Annotated in this window: 17 protein-coding genes and 2 riboswitches; of the genes, 7 read left to right on the top strand and 10 right to left on the bottom strand. The window is 42.5% G+C overall.

All coding sequences use genetic code 11. The features are described from left to right. Window positions 1–2: 2 nt before the first annotated feature. From DFP80_RS00085 to DFP80_RS00060, 6 genes are all read right to left on the bottom strand, one after another. The gene (locus DFP80_RS00085; RefSeq protein WP_241560186.1) at window positions 3–761 is read right to left on the bottom strand and encodes an ABC transporter permease; all 759 of its coding nucleotides are present in this window, start codon (window positions 759–761) and stop codon (window positions 3–5) included. Beyond that, window positions 751–1,569, bottom strand: coding sequence for an ABC transporter ATP-binding protein (locus tag DFP80_RS00080; RefSeq protein ID WP_113914778.1), 819 nt, complete (start codon window positions 1,567–1,569; stop codon window positions 751–753). The genes DFP80_RS00085 and DFP80_RS00080 overlap by 11 nt, the downstream gene beginning before the upstream one ends. Further along, entirely contained in the window at window positions 1,559–2,407 is an 849-nt protein-coding gene (thiD, locus tag DFP80_RS00075) for a bifunctional hydroxymethylpyrimidine kinase/phosphomethylpyrimidine kinase (protein ID WP_113914777.1), read from the bottom strand. The genes DFP80_RS00080 and thiD overlap by 11 nt, the downstream gene beginning before the upstream one ends. Before the next feature lie 73 nt (window positions 2,408–2,480). Beyond that, window positions 2,481–2,580, bottom strand: a riboswitch (TPP riboswitch). A 166-nt stretch (window positions 2,581–2,746) separates the two neighbouring features. Further along, complete coding sequence (locus tag DFP80_RS00070) at window positions 2,747–4,822, bottom strand: TonB-dependent copper receptor (protein ID WP_113914776.1); 2,076 nt, start codon at window positions 4,820–4,822, stop codon at window positions 2,747–2,749. Between the two features lie 85 nt (window positions 4,823–4,907). Next, a complete protein-coding gene (locus tag DFP80_RS00065) occupies window positions 4,908–5,369 on the bottom strand; it encodes a DUF2946 domain-containing protein (protein ID WP_113914775.1) in 462 nt (153 codons plus the stop codon). 145 nt (window positions 5,370–5,514) lie between these two features. Then, window positions 5,515–6,717, bottom strand: a complete 1,203-nt coding sequence (locus tag DFP80_RS00060; protein WP_113914774.1) for an MFS transporter — start codon at window positions 6,715–6,717, stop codon at window positions 5,515–5,517. A 135-nt stretch (window positions 6,718–6,852) separates the two neighbouring features. On the opposite strand from DFP80_RS00060, the gene DFP80_RS00055 reads away from it, so the two are divergent. Next, complete coding sequence (locus DFP80_RS00055; protein WP_113914773.1) at window positions 6,853–7,740, top strand: LysR family transcriptional regulator; 888 nt, start codon at window positions 6,853–6,855, stop codon at window positions 7,738–7,740. 66 nt (window positions 7,741–7,806) lie between these two features. Here DFP80_RS00055 and DFP80_RS00050 read toward each other — a convergent pair whose 3' ends face one another. Then, window positions 7,807–8,478 (bottom strand): energy-coupling factor ABC transporter permease, encoded by a 672-nt coding sequence (locus DFP80_RS00050; RefSeq protein ID WP_113914772.1) that lies wholly within the window; start codon window positions 8,476–8,478, stop codon window positions 7,807–7,809. Between the two features lie 77 nt (window positions 8,479–8,555). Next, window positions 8,556–8,783: riboswitch (cobalamin riboswitch) on the bottom strand. A 162-nt stretch (window positions 8,784–8,945) separates the two neighbouring features. Further along, the gene (locus tag DFP80_RS00045; RefSeq protein WP_241560187.1) at window positions 8,946–10,010 is read right to left on the bottom strand and encodes an FUSC family protein; all 1,065 of its coding nucleotides are present in this window, start codon (window positions 10,008–10,010) and stop codon (window positions 8,946–8,948) included. 299 nt (window positions 10,011–10,309) lie between these two features. Here DFP80_RS00045 and DFP80_RS00040 point away from each other — a divergent pair, with 299 nt between their 5' ends. Further along, the gene (locus tag DFP80_RS00040; RefSeq protein WP_113914770.1) at window positions 10,310–12,028 is read left to right on the top strand and encodes an OFA family MFS transporter; all 1,719 of its coding nucleotides are present in this window, start codon (window positions 10,310–10,312) and stop codon (window positions 12,026–12,028) included. 109 nt (window positions 12,029–12,137) lie between these two features. On the opposite strand, the gene yegD is transcribed toward DFP80_RS00040, so the two are convergent. After that, window positions 12,138–13,502 (bottom strand): molecular chaperone, encoded by a 1,365-nt coding sequence (yegD, locus tag DFP80_RS00035; RefSeq protein WP_113914769.1) that lies wholly within the window; start codon window positions 13,500–13,502, stop codon window positions 12,138–12,140. A 200-nt stretch (window positions 13,503–13,702) separates the two neighbouring features. Here yegD and DFP80_RS00030 point away from each other — a divergent pair, with 200 nt between their 5' ends. Next, window positions 13,703–15,613 carry a methyl-accepting chemotaxis protein gene (locus DFP80_RS00030; RefSeq protein ID WP_113914768.1) on the top strand — a complete coding sequence of 637 codons (1,911 nt, stop codon included), beginning with the start codon at window positions 13,703–13,705 and terminating at the stop codon, window positions 15,611–15,613. A gap of 81 nt (window positions 15,614–15,694) precedes the next feature. On the opposite strand, the gene DFP80_RS00025 is transcribed toward DFP80_RS00030, so the two are convergent. Beyond that, window positions 15,695–16,276: an NnrU family protein gene (locus DFP80_RS00025; protein WP_113914767.1), complete on the bottom strand. Its 582-nt coding sequence runs from the start codon at window positions 16,274–16,276 to the stop codon at window positions 15,695–15,697. A 295-nt stretch (window positions 16,277–16,571) separates the two neighbouring features. Here DFP80_RS00025 and DFP80_RS00020 point away from each other — a divergent pair, with 295 nt between their 5' ends. From DFP80_RS00020 to DFP80_RS00005, 4 genes are all read left to right on the top strand, one after another. Then, window positions 16,572–18,038, top strand: a complete 1,467-nt coding sequence (locus tag DFP80_RS00020; RefSeq protein ID WP_113914766.1) for a diguanylate cyclase — start codon at window positions 16,572–16,574, stop codon at window positions 18,036–18,038. A gap of 193 nt (window positions 18,039–18,231) precedes the next feature. Further along, on the top strand, window positions 18,232–19,329 hold the full coding sequence (gene nspC, locus DFP80_RS00015; RefSeq protein ID WP_113914765.1) for a carboxynorspermidine decarboxylase: 1,098 nt from the start codon (window positions 18,232–18,234) through the stop codon (window positions 19,327–19,329). A 36-nt stretch (window positions 19,330–19,365) separates the two neighbouring features. Continuing rightward, window positions 19,366–20,604, top strand: a complete 1,239-nt coding sequence (locus DFP80_RS00010; protein WP_113914764.1) for a saccharopine dehydrogenase family protein — start codon at window positions 19,366–19,368, stop codon at window positions 20,602–20,604. Between the two features lie 199 nt (window positions 20,605–20,803). After that, window positions 20,804–22,069 (top strand): hypothetical protein, encoded by a 1,266-nt coding sequence (locus tag DFP80_RS00005; protein WP_113914763.1) that lies wholly within the window; start codon window positions 20,804–20,806, stop codon window positions 22,067–22,069. Window positions 22,070–22,199 lie beyond the last annotated feature (130 nt).

Genomic DNA, 22,199 nt, shown 5'->3' with positions numbered 1-22,199 from the left:
TTTTATAAAACACCCCACGGGATAATTTTTTTAAGTAACTTATCGGTAATAAAATACAAGGCAAGAGAGAACACAGACAAAATGAACAAGGCAGCAAACATTTCATCTATCATCATCCGCGCGTTGGCCTGCAACATCAGATAGCCCAAACCTTCACTGGAACCCACCCATTCTCCTGCCACTGCACCAATCGGAGCGATCACCACAGCGACCCGAATACCCGACGCCAGTGTAGGCAACGACGCTGGAAATTGAATATGACGAAGCCTCTGCCACTTACTTGCCCCCATGGTTTTGACAAGGTCGAGATAGCCCGACGGTGTATTGCGCAAACCGTCGTAACAGCAGGTTGTGACAGGAAAGAAAATAATGATCGCCGCCATGACGATTTTGGAAGCGATACCATAACCCAGCCAAATCATTAAAACTGGCGCGATGGCAAAAACGGGAATCGCTTGGCTCGCAATTAAGATAGGCAATAGCCAGCGCTTTAACGGCTTAAACAACAACATCTGCAAAGCAAAGAACAAGCCCATACACAGGCCCAATAACAAGCCAAGAAGGATTTCAGCGCCGGTTACTAATGTGTGTTTTAAAAGCACGTCTCGTCGCTGGACAAGCTTTTCAAATACCTCTAACGGTGCGGGCAAAATGAAGCTCGGCAAGGCAAAAACCATAACCACAACTTGCCATAATCCCAAAATCACGCAGAGCGTCACAGCGACTTTGAAAAGGGATTTACACCTCATCTTATTCGTCATCGTCATACTCCAAACGCGCCATAATACGCTGTTGAAGTTGGGCGCCTGCAGCATCAAATTCACGTGGTGTCGAAGACACTAACGAAGTAAGAAGCTCCGCCGTACTTGGGTCGCCTCGTAAAAGGTAGATTTGATGAGCGAGGCGAATCGCCTCTTGTGGGTCATGGGTGATTAAGACTACGGTTTTATCTCGTAATAAAGCGCAAGCCAGATTTTGTAAGCGATATCGCGTTACCGCGTCCAAGGCCGAAAACGGTTCATCCATTAACACGACTGGTTTGTTCTGCATCAGGGTTCTTGCCAGTGCGACACGTTGACGCATGCCACCAGACAATTGCTGAGGTAAATGACTGGCGTTATCGACCAGCCCGACTTTCTCCAATAATGCCAACGCCTGTTCTTTTTGAGCATGGATCTTACGAACATTTTTCACAAAAAAACCACTCTTGGCAGACTCACCAAAACGAGTACTTAATAACACATTGTCCAATACAGACAACCAAGGCATCAGTAGATCTTGCTGCGCCATGTACGCCACTTGGTCTTTCAATTCGGCGTGAGCAGGATCCATTCGCAAACTCCCAGACCAAACAACTTTTTGATCGAGTAAACCGGCCAGGTGACGCAATAAAGACGTTTTTCCGCAACCACTTCGTCCTAAAATACACGTCCACTGCCCCGCTGGTATCTGCATATTGATACCTTGTAGAGTCGGTGCTTGGCTATCAAGGTACTGCATTAAGCCATTGTCGATAGAGATCGCGAGCGACGCTAATCGATGCTCACAATTCGCACGATTAGCGGACATTATTATGACCATGAAAGAAGTGATTGACTGGACCGTGACCCGCGCCAATGTCTAATTCATCAGCGTGCTCAATCGCTTTTGAGATATAGCTTTTGCCTAACTGAACCGCGCGCGACAAGTCATTACCTTGCGCTAAATACGAGGCGATTGCCGACGACAATGTGCAGCCTGTGCCATGCGTGTTTTGAGTATGAATGCGTTTTGCACTAAGCTCTTCGATACGATCGGTCAGAATAAGAAAGTCTGTGCTATTTTCTGCTTGCTCTAAGTGCCCGCCTTTAAGCAATACGTTTTTTACTTCTAGCTGGCGTAATTTATCGACCATGGCACGCATGGTTAAGTCATCGGTTGGTAATGGGGACTCAGTCAATGCTGCCGCTTCAGGCAGGTTTGGTGTAATTAAATCAGCAAGAGGCAAAAGCTCAGATTTCAGCGTGCTAATGGCAGAAGCTTGCAACAATAAGTCCCCACTGGTCGCCACCATAACAGGGTCCACCACTAAAAAATCAGGTTGGTATTGCTTGAGTTTCGCAGCAACCAATTTAATGGTGTCGCTATCCGCCAACATGCCAACTTTGACGGCAATAATATTCAAATCCGTGAACACTGCGTCGAGCTGCTTTTCGACATGTTCAAGGGGAATAGGGAAAATGGCGGATACGCCAAGAGTATTTTGTGCGGTAATCGCGGTAATAACGGAACAAGCGTAACTTCCGGTCGCAGAAATGGCTTTTATATCGGCTTGAATGCCTGCTCCACCGCCACTATCTGACCCAGCAATTGTTAAAACAATGTTAGTAGATGTTTGCTCACTAGAAGGTATGGATTGACTCGACATAAAAGCTCCAAAAACAGACGTTTTGGAACTAGATCGAGTTACATTAAGATAGGAATAGGATCACAAATCATCAATAACAAGATGTATAGTTCCCTACGCCAGTGTTAACTGAATCAGGTTCAACGGGTCTGCAAAAATGCACTCTCAGCCTAACGGCCCCCCGACTATATGCGCCATATAGTAACAAGATTCATTGAAAGAGCAACCGCTCATTCTTTACTTACAAGGCCCCCTATTGAACATTAATTTAACCCGGTTCAACCATGGAAAAAATCACCATTAAGAAAAAAACTCACCAACAAAGATCAGGACTCGCTTCCTTGTTGATGAGTATTTAGGCTAGAATTTTGCTGTCAGGCTCGTCCAAATAGTACGCCCTGGTTGATAAAAAGATTCATCCGCTGCATACCCAAATACAGAATTACCTGCTTTATTAAGGTGCTCGGTATAAGCTTTATCCATCAAATTATCGACCCCTGCTCGCCAAGTCACATTTTTAGTCACTCGGTATTCTGCATTAATGTCCATAGTGCCAAAACCTGCAGATTTACTGAAATCATAGCCAACCACATTGCCTCTATCTTCCGAAATGCGATTTTGCGATGCAACCAATCGTAACACCGTATTTGCTGTCCATGCGCCTTGCTCATACGTTAAGCCTAACTTGCTTTCAAGCGGTGATATTTGCGGTAGCGGATCATTATTATCGCTGTCTTCGCCCCATGCGTAGGCCAGAGAAGCATTCGCACTCCACAAATCATCAAGCTGGTAGCGCACTCCTGTTTCTGCACCTGCAATATAAGCGTCCACATTCCCTACTTTTGTCGTGCCTGAATAATCAAAAATAATATAATCCTGAATAATTCCGGCATAACCAGATACCCACCAGCTGACCCCTTTTGTCTTGTAATTCAAGCCAATATCGATTTGAGTGGTTTTTTCTGGTTGCACGCCATCAAAGGCATTCAATGCTCCCGACAAGCTCGAGTTACTTGGCTTTATTTCCCAATAGTCAGGAAAACGCTCAGCATGTCCTAACCCAATATAAGTCGTAGCAGGAAGAGAACTTAGGTCTTTCTCCATTCTCACAAATCCATTAGTAAGGTTTTTACGGCGCGTTTCGCCTGCGGTTGCAGTACTGTCATTTTCATCAGTTGCCCTAAAATGATCCAATCGCAAACCTGTAACCACCCGTCGTTCATCTTCCAAAAACCAAGTCACTTCGGAAAAGACACCAGTCTGTTGCTGAGAATAATCTTCTTCTCCATCCGAATTACTCGTTATACCTTTACGATGAACTTCATGCTTTGCGTCAACACCAGCAATCAAGCTAACAGTGTCCCAGTCCCAAGTAGAAGCTACTCGCCCACTTCGAGTTCGGCGATCCAGCTCACTGCGCATTTCACCACTCATGGACATACCACCCATTCCCCCCATACTCGAAACAGGACGTAAGCTATAGTTGTCCATCACATGATCTGCATAACCATAGTTCAACTGTGCTTCAACCTTACTCCAGTTGGACGAAAGATTTTTCTTTTCAAAACGTAACGCTGCGGTTTCACGCAGAAATTTAGTGCCATCCATACCGCGACCGGCATACTTAGCATAACCATCACCACGGCCCAACTCGGCTTCTAACCAAGTATCTTCGTCCGGGGTCCAACCCACAGCGATATTGGTATTCCATTTATCCCACGCCGATGCAACAACATCACCATTGCCATCTTTATAATCATTGGCTTCTGATTCATTTGCCTCAACCCGGACATAACCTTTTTCGTTGCCAATAGCCCCTTCTAAACGACGATCAAAACGACCAGATGTTCCCACCATAGCACTGGCTTCGAAACGGCTATTACGTGTTGTAAAATCTTCACGTTTACGCTCAAAACGAACTGTCGCAGCAGAGTTACCACCGCCCCATAAAACCGTTTGAGGGCCTTTAACAATAGTCACATCATCGTAGGACGCTGGACTAATATACGAACTCGGATTATCCATACGGTTAGGACACGCCCCTAACATTTGAGCACCATCGGTCAGAATCGCAAGCCGTGAGCCAAACATGCCTCGAAAAGTAGGGTCAGCGTTTGTACCGCCATTACCGAGGGCCGAGAAACCTGGAATTTGAGTCAATACAGAAGCGCCATCAGAAGCGGATTGCAATGCCGGCGTTTCATCTAAATTAATGCTAGTCGTCACAGGCGATTTCAACTGTGGTGCCGTAATTACTATCGCATTACTCAAGTTGTCATTGTCTCCAAGCACCTCTTCCGCATGAGCGAAACCAGTAAAGCTGCAACCCAAAAGCGCCAAAACAGACACCAGAGGCAAATGGATTAAAATCGGTTTATTTATGACTCGTGCATTATTCTGCGGACGCACACTACCGCAATGTATTATTTCAAACATTGTCATTTCTCTACATAGACTTTAAATATTAGAGAGTTTTTAACGATGTAATAAGCAAACGCAAACACCGAAAAAAAGCCCTTAATCAGATAATTCTTAAGTTACCTTGTAGATAAGGAGGGGCGCGTTTTAACGCATGTAAGAAAAGCGAATCAGAGTTGAAGGCCGACCGAATAAATTCGATAGGCGTAGAGATTAGACCTGTACCATTGAAAACAATATTAGGAATGCTAATACTTAAAAAAGGAAAATGATCGAAGAAAGAACAGTAACCACAGGCCTCATCCCAAGCATGGTCCATTGTCGACACCACACTCTGATCCGAGTGTGGTGTCGACACGGACATGGCCATTTTAGAATGATCATGGCCGACATGAGAGGACATAGTCATTCCTGACATCTGCATCATCGACATGGCAGACATGGGCATTGAGGACATGTTAGGAATAGTCAATTGACCGACAAGAGGCCCCAATGTCAGTAATGTCATCGACATCAAGCCAAGATAGGCAAGCTTAATTTGTCTATTCCATAACAGGTAAAACATGATTCCCTTCGAAGCAATAAAAACGAGCGTTATATTACCCAAGATGCCTTTGAAAGAGCAACTTGAATTCTCTGACCTTCATCAAAGAACCGAACAACATACACCTAATGTATTTTATTGTCCCAAGCATTTTTGACAAAGTGATTTAACCAGCAAGGTTTACCTCTGACGCTCGTCTATTGCCTTTAATCAAGCTAATTCCAGCTAATACGACGACGCCCAATACTAACCAAGACCCCATAATGACACCTCGCCAACCATCCGCTTGCCAAAAAGGATCAAGATAAAAACCGCCAAGACTGGCACCTAAATAGTAAAATACTAAGTACAAGGAAGATGCACTGGCCTTGGCGTGTTTGGCATTCCGGCTGACAAAACCACTGGCGGTAGAATGGCACAAGAAGAAACCAAAGCTATTAATCAGTAATCCGGTAATAATCGCCAATAAAGAGCCCCCCAATGTGACTAATGAACCAAACATGAAAATGCAGGTACCTAATACCATTATGTTGGGCTGGTTCCAGCGTTTGGCGAGTTTACCTGAGATGGCCGAACCTAATGTGCCAGACAAATACGTTAGGAAAAGCAAGCCAACATATTTAGCCGTTAGATTATAAGGCTCCGCTTCTAAAACGAAGGTCACGTAACTGTATTGATTGATAAAAATAAAGAAGCTAAAACCACCAATCAAATAACTAGTTAATAGGCGACGATTCTGCAAATGGCTCTTCATGTTCATCAAGATATGCCCAACACGCAAAGGCTTTGCCTCAAAATGTTGTGATTTTGGCAATAGAAAGAAAAAAGCCAACAAACAAATCAAACTAATAACACTCATGACGCCAAAGGTCGCTGAACGTCCTAGCCATTCCCCTACAAAACCACCTATAAGACGTCCCCCTATGCCGCCTAAAGTATTACCGCTAATATATAGGCCAACCGCAACCATCAAGGCTTCCGGCGTATATTCATCGCCCAAATAAGCCACAGCAATAGCTGGCAACCCCGCTAAGAAAAAACCTTGTAGAGCTCGTAATGCCAATAAGGATTCGTAGCTTTGCACTAAAGATAAGCAAAAAGTGGTTAGCGTTATACCGACCATGGTCATCACCATAATGCCTTTGCGGCCTAAGGCGTCTGAAATGGGACCATAAAACAGCAAGGAAATCCCCAAAGTCAGAGTTGTAATTGTAAAGCTACCGCTGGCTTGAAGTGGGCTAATAGAAAACTCGTTGGCAATCATAGGTAACAGCGGTTGTGTAACATACACATTGGCAAAAATCATAAAGGAGCCAATCACCAGAGCCAAGGTTCCTCGCCAAAAAACCGAACTACCTACTTCTATCACAACCACTCTCCACACATCACAACGGCATTCAACGAGAATGACGCTCGAATAAAACAACAATTTATTGTGACACTATACGCCCAGCAAAATAATCAATAAAATATATCCATCTTATCCAATCCATAAGGGTTATTGATGGACATTAAACCGCTACGCTATTTCATAGCCATTGCAAGAACAGAGAGTTTCACTAAAGCCGCTCAACAGCTTGGTGTTGCACAACCTGCGGTCAGTATGGCGATCAAAAAACTAGAGGCGGATTTAGGCTTAACCTTAATTCATCGAGCGGATCGAAATATAGGACTCACTGACGAAGGGAAAAAGCTGCTAACTCATGCTGAAAAAATCATTCAGGCAACGGATGATGCCCTATTGGAAATGGGTGAACTGAAAGGTTTAAGCCAAGGTGAGGTGCGAGTGGGTATACCTAGTATGCTCGGCTCCTATTATTTCCCACCGATCCTCATGGCATTTCGTCATAAGTATCCGACTATTACCTTAAAAGTTATCGAGGGCGGAACTTGGCAATTACAAAAGATGCTTGAAAATGGCGAATTAGATCTCAGCGTCATTGTCGCAGAAACACTTCCTGATGGCTTAGAAACTCAAGCTCTGATTCGAGAGGAAATGCTCGTAACAATTGCCACAGATCACCCTTTCAGCCAATTGGATAAAATCCCGCCTGACGCATTTTTCGATGAAGAGCTAGTAATGTTTAAAGAAGGCTACTTTCACCGTCGTATCGTCGATAAACTGGCTAAAACCTGCAAAAAAACACCTAAAATAGGCTTTGAGACCAATTTGATCCCACTGATTAAATCCATCACGCAACAAGGCTTTGGCATCTCAACTTTACTCGCCATGGTTATTGAAGAAGACGATGAGCTAATCACTCGTTCTTTTGATCCACCTATCTGGCTAGATCTCGGCATTGCTTGGCGTAAAGACAGCTACTTGTCGAAGGCCAATCGTGCTTTTTTAGAATTTGTGAACGAACATGGGCGATATAAGCGCCGAGCATAAAAATGCCCACTCTGCTTTACCTCCTAATAAGTAAGCAGCGTGGGCATTTAAAACTGTGCTTTCTACTTAGTTAAACAAACGCGCTTCAAACAAAGGCGAATTTTTAAAACGATGTAGACTTTTCGCACCAGCCAATACAGCAAGATCTAAAACTGGCTCGATCAGCACAACACTTAAATAAGCCATCCCAAACGTCGCTACAGATGATAAGTTGTCAGCGCCAAAGCCTTGTCCATAAAATGCCCAAAAAGCCACCCAAGCCACAATGCCACCTTGGTAAGTTAAAGACAGTTTCAAAGCTTGCTTGTAACTAATATCAACGTAGGCCGTATTATCCGCAATTGTACGACGTGCAACCGCAGACATAGCAAATAAAGGTAACAATAAGGTCGTCACGTTCATACCGTATTGAGGCAGGTCAAACTGAGCAAAGAAGACACCTTGCGTTAACAAACCTAAAATCAAGCCAATAGACGCAGCGGCTGGACCAAAAATCAGAAACAAGGTTGAACCTAATATAAGATGTACTTCAGACACACCAACAGCGTGATGGGGCAAGAGTTCAAAAAAAGCAAAGACAAAAAGTGTGGTCAAAATACTGCGACCAATTAACGACATAACACCGTCTTTTTTTATCATGTCGATAGACGCTTTAGCTGAAAAGCCAAAAGCAGCCAACGCCGTAGCGTAACTTAAAACGATTTTTGCGCCGTCAACGACGCCAGGTTCAATATGCACTATGTGCCTCCAAAATATGCTTCATACTCACCCGTATGATTCAAATTAGCGGATTTTTTGTGGCAAAGTTTGCCCAACAATCCTAATCAATGAAGGCCGGTCTCCGGACTGATAAGTGTTTGGCAGATCTATATTTCTAAAACTCTTGTCCCTTCCCATTCAGAGATATTTCTATATATGAACAGTGGGAGCGAGAAAAATACATCACTTATTTACCGTTGCGGGGGCAGTACAGGGATTACTTAACAAAAAGCGCACCTGTTTCCCGTTTCACCCGTTTGGGCACCTTCATAAGAACTGGTAATACATGATTCTAATGTAAAATTAATAACAAATTACCAGAGACCCGAAGCGTACGATTTAACCAAGTTTTAAGCAACTGAATCAGAAGAAATACTAAGGGATTAACAAATGCCTTTCACATCAACCGGAAAGACATTCATATTGAAGCATTAGTTGGAATGCTATTAAGAAGGTTTACGGCCAGATAATGAACTGCGAGCATTCATTCTAGACTCAATACTTTTCAAAAGAGACGTACGATGAAAAATAGTACCGCCAATAATCCCAATCGCACTACCAATAGAAATATCGATCAATCGGTGCTCTAGTAAAACAGCAGTACTCATATTAGCACTAGTAAATTCCGCCATAATAACCGTTAGTGGCGTAATAAAAATCACGGCAGCGCCATAGTTCTTGACGATCAATAACTCCACAACAAATTGAAAAAAGATCATGCTTAGCGCCAAAACCCAATAGTTCGGCTGTAGAGAGAATAACCACCACGCGACTCCCATACCAATTGCAGTACCAACAATCCGATGAATATTGCGGTGCCAAATCATGCGATAAGTGGCGCCTTGTAAAATAGCCGCACACGAAATCGGTACCCAAAGCGCATTAGGCAACTCAAGTAAAACAGCAACAAGATAAGAAAAAGAAATAAAGGAAGCGACCAACAAGCCTTCTAAAATAATCGCATTTACCTGGGAGTCGATTTCCACTTTTGTTGCAGGTAAATCATTTGCACCAGTCATCAAACTATAAAAAAATGCTAGACCACAAGACAGCATTCCGCCTAATGCAACCATGCCAATATTGGATGACCATTTACCTAAATCAAATGGCAAATAAATCGCCAAAGCAGAAACAAGAATAAAGAAAAAACTCCCCGGCGGTGGTAGGCGGTAATATCGCGTGATGACAATGGCTCCAAAGGACAAAAAACCAAGAGCAAAAGCAGCAACGTAAGGGTTAAAACTAGAAAGAGAGCCAATTGTAAAGCAGACCATGAACCCAAATGAACACATTGCGAGAGTCACCATGCGATGCGCTGTGCGAGTTTTAGGCAAGTACAAAATAACCATTGCCCCTAAGCTAGACAAGGTCGCCACTGCAAATTGATCTGTCGCTGCGCCAATCAAAGCAGGAATGCCGACACAGACGGCCGCAAGAACCGCAAGGTGCCAAGGACGCTTAACATCACTCCATGAGAACAACCCCTTCAACTGGGTTAATAAAACACTCAACAAGCCCCACCCCATAAAATTGTTTAGTAGCTAAACATTGTAGCATCAATTCCTAACCACAATAGTGTAAATTATTAGGCGATCTCATGGTTATGTTTCACATAAAAACAGCCACTTTATTTCAAACTGAATCAAATTTTTTCTTGTTTTTCAGGAAAAGCTTAGCCATTAGATCCTGTCCAAAAAATCAAATTTATTGAAAATTTAATATTAAAATCATAAAAAAACATTATAGTGAGCTTTGTAACATATTGTAGTTCGTCGTAAAAAAAATAATAATTTCTAAAAGGACATTGATTATGAATATGATTCGCATTCTTTTATCTTTCCTCATGAAAGACAAAATAATTGCCTCACCTGGCTTTAACCGCTGGCTAGTTCCTCCCGCTTCAATTGCTATTCATTTATGTATCGGCTCCGTCTATGCTTGGAGCATCTTTAACCCCGCATTAACAAAAGAATTTGGCGTTGTTACCAGCTCAGCACAAGACTGGAGTCTTAGTAGTGTGGTTTGGATTTTTTCTGTTGCCATTGTTTTTCTAGGCTTATCCGCCGCTATTGCAGGAAAATGGTTAGAGGAAGTTGGTCCTCGCTGTGTAGGCGTAACTGCGGCCTTCCTTTGGGGCGGCGGGTTTATTGTTGGCAGTATTGGTATTTCTACCCACCAATTATGGCTAGTTTATCTAGGCTATGGCGTTTTGGGCGGCTGTGGATTAGGGCTTGGTTATGTGTCCCCTGTTTCCACTCTACTTCGCTGGTTCCCAGATAAGCGCGGTATGGCAACAGGTATGGCGATCATGGGCTTCGGTGGCGGCGCAATGATTGGCGCACCGCTAAAAACCTTTTTGTTAGAAAAATTTGCAGTAGCTCCAACGTATCTTGGGCCTGAATCTGCGGTTAACCTAATTACTGAAGGTGGTAAACGCTTTGCAGAAATGGCCAGCGGAAAAATAGAAGTCGTTGTTGCCAGCGCTTCCGAAGCCGCAAAACTACCCGTTCCAGGCGATGCTGGTGTCTATGTTGTTGGAACCGGTAATACTGGCGCCGCTAGTGTCTTCTTAACGCTTGGCATTGTCTATTTCATTATCATGATGGTGGCATCATTTGCTTACCGAGTACCTCCTAAAGATTGGAAACCTGAAGGTTGGACTCCGCCACAAAAAGACGCAGCAAAAAGCATGATCAGCAGCAACAGTGTTCATATTGATCAAGCATTAAAAACACCCCAATTTTGGCTTATGTGGATTGTTTTATGCTTTAACGTGACAGCTGGGATTGGCGTAATAGGCATTGCAAAAACCATGATGACAGAGATCTTTGGTTCGACTCTCCCCATGATTGCAACAGCCAGTTTTGCGGGCACTTATGTCCTAATGATTTCCGTTTTCAATATGTGTGGTCGCTTCTTCTGGGCGTCCACGTCGGATTTCATCGGACGAAAAAACACATACCATTGTTTCTTTGTGATTGGGACTTTGCTGTACCTTTCTATTCCTTACGCTGCTTCTGCAGTGAGCGCTGATCCATCAGTAACTTGGCTCATAATGTTCTACGCAGCTACCATGATTATTTTCACTATGTACGGCGGTGGATTTGCCACTATTCCAGCTTATTTAGCAGACATTTTTGGCACACTTCATGTTGGTGGCATACATGGACGATTGCTTACTGCATGGGCGACCGCAGGTGTACTTGGACCATTTGTTATCACATATTTAAGAAATCTGTCGGTAGAAAGTGCCATCACTGACTTGGTCAATAAAATTGACCCTATGGCCTTTGAAGCCAAGTTTAATGCTTCTGTGTCACAACTCAATGAATTGATTGCCGCCAAGACAGTTACTGTAGCAAAGCTAATGGAAATTGCTCCGGCAGGGACGATAGACCCTACTTCTAGCTTATATAATACAACAATGTATGCCATGGCCAGCTTGTTAGTCGTTGGCTTTTTTGCCAACTTAATGATACGTCCAGTACATGAAAAGCATCACGTTGAAAAAACTCACCCGGATCTATAGCGTCCAAGGTTTCAAAACCTCATAAAAAAATAAGGCAACAAGATCGGAATATCTTGTTGCCTTATTACTGCCTAAATAATGCTGCTTACATATATTTGCTAAAATGTTTTTATCTAAAAATGCGCTCAGACCAAACAGTTAGTCCTGCTGCCACGCTACCAAAATGATCGCCATCTAAAACAGGAATATCGCCAATGTGCTTCTGAATCGCTTCGCGAATTACTGGAGACTTAGCAGACCCCCCTGTCATATAAATTAAGTCAGGTTTTTCGCCCGCTTGCTCTATTGCTGCTGCCATGAGATTTAGCATCTTCTCGAGCGGTGAATAAATAGATTTCGCCAACTCATGGCGAGATATAGTAGCCGCTAGCTCAGGTTCGATATAATCCAATAAAGCACAATGGTTCTGCGTATCGGATAAAGCAATTTTCGCCTCTTCCGCACTTCGAACAATATGATAGTTATGCTTTTCTTCACGCATTCGCAAAAAACGCTCAATCAATTTTGGTTGTGCTGCGTCTAAACGCAGCTGATTTATTTGATTTTTGGTTTCCATGCTATTAAAAGTCGCAATCGCCGATACATCATTAGTTGTGATGGCATTCCAGTACAGTTGAGTTGGCATTGGCAAACCCGTTTTTAGCAGTGACTCCATACCAAAGAGAGGCATTAAATGTTTACCAGCGATCTGTATATCTAAATCATTACCACCAATTCGTTCGCCAGTATGCGCTAGAAAATCACCGCGTCGATCTTCTTTTTTAAGATAACCGGGTCCCATACGAACCATGGCGCAGTCAGTGGTACCACCACCAATATCTACAACTAATACAGTCTTGTTTTCAGTAAGTTTTACTTCAAAATCCAAGCCGGCAGCAATGGGTTCGTAAAGAAACTCAATTTCCTTAAAGCCCGCTCGCTTGCCTGCTGTGGTTAAGATCTCCAGCGCTTGGCGGTTACTGACATCTGCATCAAGGCCTTGAAAATTGACGGGACGACCAATAACAGTATGCGTGATTTCAGCACCCAAGCTTTTTTCGGCGCGTTGTTTGATGTTTTGCATCATCACAGTGACTACATCTTCAAAAAAATGAATATGCTCAGAACGCAACCCCGCGCCACCTAGAAATGATTTGGGTGATTTTACAAAGTAGCCTTCTTCAGGCCATTGGAAATATTCGTCAAATGCTGCGCGACCAAAAAATAACGTTTGATCTTCATCCGCAATGTCTTCTTCATAACGCGCACGCTTCGCCCTTGCTAAAGCATTCATTCGTAATTCTGCGAAAGCTTGTCTAGACTGAATATTTTGGAGCCCTCTTCCGACCGCTTCCGTGATTAAATCTCGGTCTAAGGCGTATAGAGTAGAGGGTAAAAACGCATGTTCTCCTTCTAAAGCGACCAAACGCACAGCAGAATCTTGCACAATACCTAATGCACAATTCGATGTTCCGTAATCAAATCCACAAATCATCTAATATTCACCTATAATCGCTAATAGAAAAGGGGCGCGGACGATAACAGAAAGATTCAAAAGTATCAAAACTATCAAGTTATTACTTAACTATAGAAAGCTTTTGCTAGATAACTGAAAATTGCCGATCTGCAACGTTAAAGAAATAAAGTCGCAATCAAAGTCACAATCACCTTACGAAATCACGTCGGAGAAAAGGAATGCATCTTTCGTTACAAACCAAAATAACACTTCAGTCTATTATTGTGGCTATTATCATTGCCATCGGTGTTGGCGGAGTTTCCTTTTATGCCTTCAAAACAGACAGTGATGCGCGCATAAAATCAGAAGCTAGCTCACAAGCTAATGCGATCTCAACCTACATTCATAGTTGGTCCAACGATCGTACCGGCACTATGCAAGCGGTCAAACAAAAAATAGAAAATTCCTTACAAGAAAACCCCGAGATAAACGAAAAAGACATCCTTAATATCTTGCAACAAGCACAAACAAGCTTGCAGTTCGGTATGACTTTCTTAGGCTTAGAAAATGGTGCAATGTATCGCCATGACCCATCCTTAAACAGTGCTGATTATGACCCTCGTAAACGCAGCTGGTACATAGATGCAAAAGCAAAAAACAGCGCCTACGTCACTACACCTTATATCTCAGCCTCAACCAAACAACTCTCAATGACATTTGTTGAACCTATTATGGTCAATGGTAAGTTTGTTGGTGCCATCGGTGGTCTGGTATTTTTAGACAGTGTACTAGATAGTATTTTAGCCATGAAAGTAGCGGGAGACGGTTACAGTGTATTGTTTGATGGCAACGGCAACATCATCGCTCACCCTAATATTGATCGAATTTTGAAAGATGCTACCAATTTATCACCAAGACTAACGGACGATTTTTTCAAAAGTGTTCGTAATCAGGCTAAATTTACCGAGCTTAAACTAGACGGTAAAGACACAGAAATGTACGCCAGCAATATAAAAGGTAGTCCTTGGGTTTTAGGGTTAATGATGGATAAAAGCGTTCTAGATGCGCCTCTTGTTCGCTTAGGTACCAATATTATTATTGCCGTGTTTATTTTACTTTCTATTGCCATCTTAATAGTTGTTCAAGTAACCAAGTTCTTACTTAAAGATTTACGCCGTGTGTCTGATAGCATGGCGCAAATTGCAAAAGGTGATGGTGATCTAACGCAACGATTAACCGCCAGCTCTAAAGATGAAATAGCGGTCTTGGTCGATAACTTTAATACCTTCGTTGCCTTATTACATGGCACTGTGTCACACCTTAAAAAAATTGGTCATAACTTAGCAGGTCAAGCCAGTGCAGCCCACCTATCCTCTAGGAACAGCTCCCTGAAACTAGAAGAACAACAACACAATATTTCGATGGTGGCGACGGCCATTCATCAAATGGCACAAGCGACACAAGAGATTGCGAGCAATGCGACCAATACTGCAATCAATGCTGATGAAACCGTCACTGCGAGCAATATAGGTCAAACTCAGGTGCTAAAAAGCCAAGAAAGTATTCGAACCCTGGCTGCCGATATCCAAGACGTAGCCACTGTTATTAATGATCTCAGTAAAAATGCGGATGGTATCAACACTATCTTAACAACAATTTCAGGCATCGCAGAACAAACCAATCTCTTAGCCTTGAACGCAGCAATTGAAGCAGCACGAGCGGGTGAGCAAGGGCGAGGTTTTGCCGTGGTGGCTGATGAAGTACGAGTACTTTCACAACGCACTTATAGTTCAATTGAAGAAATCCAAAAAATGATTGAGTCTTTGCAACAAATCACTAAAGACGCAGTAGGCAAAATTCAACTGAGCCATACCAGAGCCAACAACAGCGTTGAAGATGTTAATCAGGCAAAAGAAAGCCTAGACAAGATTCAAATGTCGGTTACAACCATTAATGACCGTGCGGCACAGATTGCAACAGCGACAGAAGAACAAACCAGCGTCACCGCAGAAGTGAACCAAAATACAGCGGATATTCAACAAGGCTCTACCGAATTAGTCACTCTTGCAGCAGAAAGCGCAGCCCGCGCTGAAGAACTAAAATCGCTCGCGGATGACCTAACTAAAAACATTAATAATTTTAGAACTTAATAAACGGATATCAATAAAAACGGCCGATCAGATTTACCTGATAGGCCGTTTTTTCGCTAACTATTATACTTTAGCAACAGGTTACACTAGCGGTGAAACGCCAATAATTGCCTGATGTAGATAAAAAGCAATAGCAAACCAAGATACCATCGCAAAGGTAAAAGCCGCTAAATCAAATTGCACACCAGACTCTTGATCACGTACCACACCTGCTTTTCGGTCACGACGGCGATAAACAGCAAAACTAACAATAGACCATACTAAGAAACTACCGAAAATAATGACATCAGCCAAGGTTCCGTTGCTGATCAAATGGGCAAATGCCCAGATTTTTATCGCTATTAACATTGGGTAGCCAACTTTCTTTTTCATCGTTGTATGTGGCACTAAAGCAGAGCCAACAAAGAAAAGCGCAACCAACACAAGTAACCCTGCCAAGTGACGAGTCCAAACAGGAGGAAACCAGAGCCACACAGGTTCAAGACGTACTTGCGTGTAGCCCAAAATAATCAAGCCGAAGGCAATAAGTGTAATCATGCCAAAACGCATCTTCCAGCGTATCTCTCCATGAACAGCCATACTTTTTTCACGCCATTGAGGTGCAACCAAGCGAATGGAATGCAAAACAAAGAAAATGACTAACCCTAAAACTAAAATCAACATATAAACTCAATTCCTAAACAGTAAACAAAAACCAAAACGGCTATTTCCAACTAGAAAACAGCTCCTCATAGAGGTAAAAATTATTGAAAGTAAGAGTACCTTGTTTTCAACAATTGAAAAGCACTTTCCTAACGCTGAATATATGATTAATGGCACAAAAAAAAACCTACCACTTGACTACAAAACCACAAAAAGCATGAGCAGCGATAAGAAAAGCCGAGTAAAATACTTTTTCCTACAGAAAAAATCTATACTGTCATTCCCTACTGATGATACAAGGTGACATTTTTCTAGAATGGCAATCAATACAGGCGATCTAAATAAGCTTGGCGACGAAAAAGTCACAAGTCTTGGTAATGATATCCTTGCTGCTATTTTACATAGCGCCGAAGACTTGATGACCGGACAAGGGTGGCTAGAAGGCATCAATAAGCTCTTGGCCGAACTAGGAAAAGCAACCGCCGTTAGTCGCGTATGGGTTTTTCAAACCTTAGATGTTCAAAAAGACTTCATTGTTCAAGATTATTCATTCGAATGGTATTCAGATAAGAAATATAAGCAAATCGGTTTACCTCATTTCAATCACTTCAAATCTCTACTGATTGAACCTGAATACACCTCTTTAATTAAAAGCCGACAAAAAGGCGAATACCAAAGCGTCATCACTGAGAAACTGCCTGATGCATGGCTAAAAAAATACCTTCGAAGTCAGAAAGTAAAGTGCATGCTGACCATGCCGATTATCATTGAGAACCAATGGTGGGGAACATTGGGTCTCGACGACTGTGAAAGAGAATACAGCTGGTCTGCTAATGACATTACGTTACTCAGAACCGCTAGCTACTTTATTTCCAGCGCTATTGTCCGTGATAATCACAGAACAAAACAACACCAGCTTGATATTCTGAAAGAAAACATTTCCTGTAGTAGTTGGGAATTGGACAGCCGACGAGGCCATTTTTGGTGTACTTCTGAGGTACTAGAGCCGAATAAAAAAATCGTCAGCCGTCAATTATTTACCTTTAAGCAATGGCTTAAATGCATCCATCCTGAGCATAGAAAGCCTTTCCTCAAAACGGCTAAAGACTTCTTAACATCTTCAACACCGGCACTTCGCTACGATCTAAAAATCATGCGTTCGGATGGCGAGTATCGCTGGATAGAAGTTTCCTGTAATGCAATTAAAAATGAAACAAAATTAAACCAAACCATTGCCGGTATTTATTGGGATATCACTCAAAGAAAAATCGACGAAGAGCGACTCCTTCTAGAAGCCACTACGGATTCGCTCACTGGCTTAATAAACCGCCGAAAACTCCAAGGGATTATCAAGGCTCAGTTTGAACAGTTTACCCGTGACCAACAGCCCTTCATCTTGGCGATGCTCGATATTGATTTTTTCAAGAAAATCAATGATCAATACGGGCACAATGTTGGAGATAGCGTACTGACTCACTTTGCTCAGCTTTGCAGCCAACTGATACGCCCACCAAATGTCCTTGCCCGCATCGGAGGTGAAGAATTTGCCATTGTCATACCAGACACAAATCAAAGAATCGCCCAGAATCAATTAGAAACCTTATGTCGACAAGTACACCAAACACCATACATTCACCAAGGAAAAAGTATAAATTATTCAGTTTCGATTGGCTTTACCATAATTGCAGACACTTCAACTCAGGCTAACGACGCCTTTGACGCCGCTGACAAGGCCTTGTATCACGCAAAAAAAACTGGCCGAAACAAGGTTATGCTTGGATAAGCAGTCCTCGAAATTTACTATCAAGTCTTCTATCTCAACGTTCACAAAAACTCAATGAGGTAGAATACAAAGGCTCGAAAAAATCACATAAAAGGAACAATTCAAGATTCAATTAAAAAAGACAGTCCACGCGGTAGAAAACCGCCCCTCCTTTGAACTAGAATACACCGTTTTGACTAACGGGCAGGTTGCCATGATCAAGACACCTTATTACCTTATTGATAAAGCGGCGCTTCTAAAGAACTTAGAGAAGATCGCTTATGTGCGCCAACAGTCTGGAGCCAAGTCTTTGTTAGCTCTAAAATGCTTTGCAACATGGTCTGTGTTTGACCTAATGCAAGATTACATGGACGGCACCACGTCTTCTTCCTTGTACGAAGTCAAACTGGGAAAAACCAAGTTCAAAGGCGAAACACACGCATACAGCGTGGCCTATTCCGACGATGAAATCACTGAAGTATTAGATCACTCGGACAAAATCATCTTCAACTCCATTGGTCAATTCAATCGCTTTAAAGAAGCGAGCAAAAACAAAACTCGTGGCTTACGCGTTAATCCTCAAGTCAGTACTTCTGAGTTTTTGATTGCCGATCCAGCCAGACCGTTTAGCCGTCTTGGCGAATGGGACCCTGAAAAAATCGAAACCGTTATTAACGATATCTCTGGCTTTATGTTCCATAATAATTGTGAGAACAACAGCTTTGAACGCTTTGATGAGATGCTAAACCTTATCGAAGAGCGCTTTGGCCATTTGATTCAACAAGTAAAATGGGTCAGCCTTGGTGGCGGCATTCACTTTACTGGTGATGACTACCCAATCGATAAATTCTGCCAGCGCCTAAAAGCGTTTTCTGAAAAGTACGACATTCAGGTCTATTTAGAGCCAGGTGAAGCCAGTATCACCAAAAGCACCACATTAGAAGTGACCGTACTAGACACATTATTTAACGGAAAAAATCTAGCGGTTGTTGATAGTTCCATCGAAGCTCACATGCTAGATCTACTGATCTACCGTGAAAACGCTAAAATGGCACCTTGTGATGGCGAACATGAATACATGATTTGTGGAAAATCCTGTTTGGCGGGGGATATTTTCGGCGAATTTAAATTTGATAAAACACTGCAAGTGGGTGACCGTTTGTCTTTCCAAGACGCTGCAGGTTATACCATGGTGAAAAAGAACTGGTTTAACGGTGTTAAGATGCCGTCTATTGCCATACGCCAATTGGATGGCAGCATAGAGCTTGTTAGGGAATTTGGTTACAACGATTTTGAGCAGAACCTGTCTTAGTTCTGCTTCGGTTACTACTTTGGAGAAAGCACGACCATGAAAAAAAATGTTCTCATTATTGGTGGCGGAGGCGTGGCACAAGTTGTGGCACACAAATGCGCCCAACACAATGACACACTGGGCAATATCGCAATTGCTTCACGCAGCGTTTCGAAATGCGACGATATTGTAGCCAGTGTCCTCGACAAAGGCAGCATGAAAGTAGAGGGCCGCATTCAAGCATTCGCTCTAAACGCTCTTGATGTGCCAGCAACGATTAAGCTGATTCAAGAAACAGAATCCCAGATTGTGATTAACGTTGGTTCAGCGTTTATCAATATGTCTGTACTTGAAGCTTGTATGGAAACAGGGGCAGCTTACCTGGATACAGCTATCCATGAAGACCCAGCAAAAATTTGTGAAACACCACCTTGGTACGCCAACTACGAATGGAAACGTCGCGATGCTTGTAAAGAAAAAGGTATCACCGCCATTCTAGGTGTGGGCTTTGATCCAGGTGTTGTAAATGCCTATGCAGCACTTGCGTATAACCATTACTTCGACAGCGTAAGTGATATCGACATCATTGATATCAACGCGGGTAGCCACGGTAAATATTTCGCGACCAACTTCGATCCTGAGATCAACTTCCGTGAATTTACCGGTGTTGTATACTCATGGCAGAATCGCGAGTGGAACGTCAACAAGATGTTTGAAGTAAGTCGTACAGATGACTTGCCTGTAGTAGGAAAGCAAACGTCTTACATGAGCGGCCATGACGAAGTACATTCTATTTCTCAAAACTTAAATGTACCAAACGTACGTTTTTGGATGGGTTTTGGTGAGCATTACATCAACGTATTCACCGTACTACAAAGCCTCGGACTGCTATCTGAACAGCCAGTTAAAACAGCAGAAGGCTTAGAAGTTGTGCCACTTAAAGTCGTTAAAGCTGTACTTCCTGATCCATCTTCTCTTGCTCCTGAGTACACAGGTAAGACTTGCATCGGTGATGTTGTTAAAGGCATCAAAGATGGTAAAGAGAAAGAAGTCTTTATCTACAATGTAGCAGATCATAAAGACGCTTATAACGAAGTGGGCAGTCAAGGCATCTCTTACACCGCTGGCGTTCCACCGGTTGCTGCCGCTATCCTAGTTGCCAATGGCACTTGGGATGCAAAAGAAATGCGTAACGTAGAGCAACTTGACCCAAGACCTTTCTTAGGCTTGTTAAACGAAATGGGCTTACCGACTCGCATCAAAGACGAAACGGGTGATCATCCTTTCACGTTTTAATTGCTCTTCGATTACTAAGCAAACACTTAAATAACCCCCATTTGTGGGGTTATTTTTTGCCTAAAAAGCGCTATTTTATACCAATAAGGAATTTGTAATCCTTTATCATCGTTATCTCTTACGAAAAATAGACAAAGCCTTTACAATATTCAAACATCTAATCAGCTCTCTTTTTTAAATAAAACCAAGGAACATCGCTATGAAAAAGGAACTTAAAATTGCTGTACTAACCGCAGTAATCACTTTAACTCTTTCCGGTTGTGCTTCAAACCCAGACTCAGCTTCTAATTTAGCTGCAGACGCAAAGCAATCGGAAACGATCACTCAAATTAACGAATTCAAAAAAGCACAAGATAATGCAGAGCAGCAAGTATCACAAGGCGACAAAGATGAACTAAGCTGGTTTGCTACTAAAGAAATAGAAGAAGCAAATAAAGCGCTGGCAGAAGCAAAAGAATATTACGCGAAATTCGAGTTTGATCCATCAGAAGCTAATAACAGCACAGGCCTTTTTACCTCTACAACAAACCTTGAAGCAGCAAACGAAAGCCTTAACAAGTTTAATAGCTATATGAATAAAGCCAGAAGCCTAAAAACATCAGCGCTATCAACTTTATCAGAAGCATTCGACTATCGAACTCAGCTCAATAAAATAGGCGCGCAAGCCTATTTTCCAAGTACCATCAAAGAACTAGAAACTGAACTCAAAACGCTTGTGGATCAAATAGCAGAAGATGAAATAGATGACGCTATCGCAGCTCAACCAGCACTCGTTGCCAAGCAACGTGCTCTTGAAGCAAAAACAGTCACCAAAATTTATCTATCTGATGCACAGCAAGAACTAAACAAGCTTGTTAAATCAGACATTAATCAGCACGCACCAAAATCTGTCTCACGTGTGTCTGCATTATTAAATGCCACCATTGCTTTTATTGCTACCAACCCAAGAGATACTGACGAAATTAAAAAGAAGGCTGACGACGTACTTTTTTCAGCGAAAAGAGCACAACAAATCGCCCTCACCGTGAAGAAGCTAAAAGCGCTTTCTCAAAAAGATTATGAAGACTACGTAACTAGCTACGAAAAAATACTGTTCGAAATCAGCAAGACGCTTGGAGCAGAGGATAAACGTGACCTTTCATTTGAACAGCAAGGCAAAGCACTTACTGCTTTTATCGAAGCAGAAATGAAAAATAAAGATCAATCTGAAACTGCACAGCAAGAATTACGTAAAGAATTAAAAGATCAAAAATCTTATTCAGAACTTCTTGAAGAAAAAATTAGCAGTCTTACCGCTAATCTAGCAGATGTGAAACAATCTCTTGCAGACTCTCTTGTAGAAAAAGAAGCAGCAACACAAGCCGCGACAGCAAAAGAGGAAGCAACCAAAATAGCACTAGAAGCAAGCACTGAAGAGAAAGCGCAGTCTGAAGCAGAAAAAACGGATACCGTTTCAGCGGAATAACATATTCTAAGCGTATAAAAAAACCAGAGCATCTGTGAAGTGACCCCCAATAGTTGGACTATCCAATTACTGGGGGTCTTTTTATGTCTAAATACCACAGAGCGTTTAAGCTAAAATTAGCCAAACTTGC

This window comes from Marinomonas rhizomae (assembly GCF_003315485.1).
Lineage (GTDB): Bacteria > Pseudomonadota > Gammaproteobacteria > Pseudomonadales > Marinomonadaceae > Marinomonas > Marinomonas rhizomae.
The sequence above is the reverse complement of the archived record's forward strand: the minus strand, read 5'-3'. Positions and strand labels throughout refer to the sequence as shown.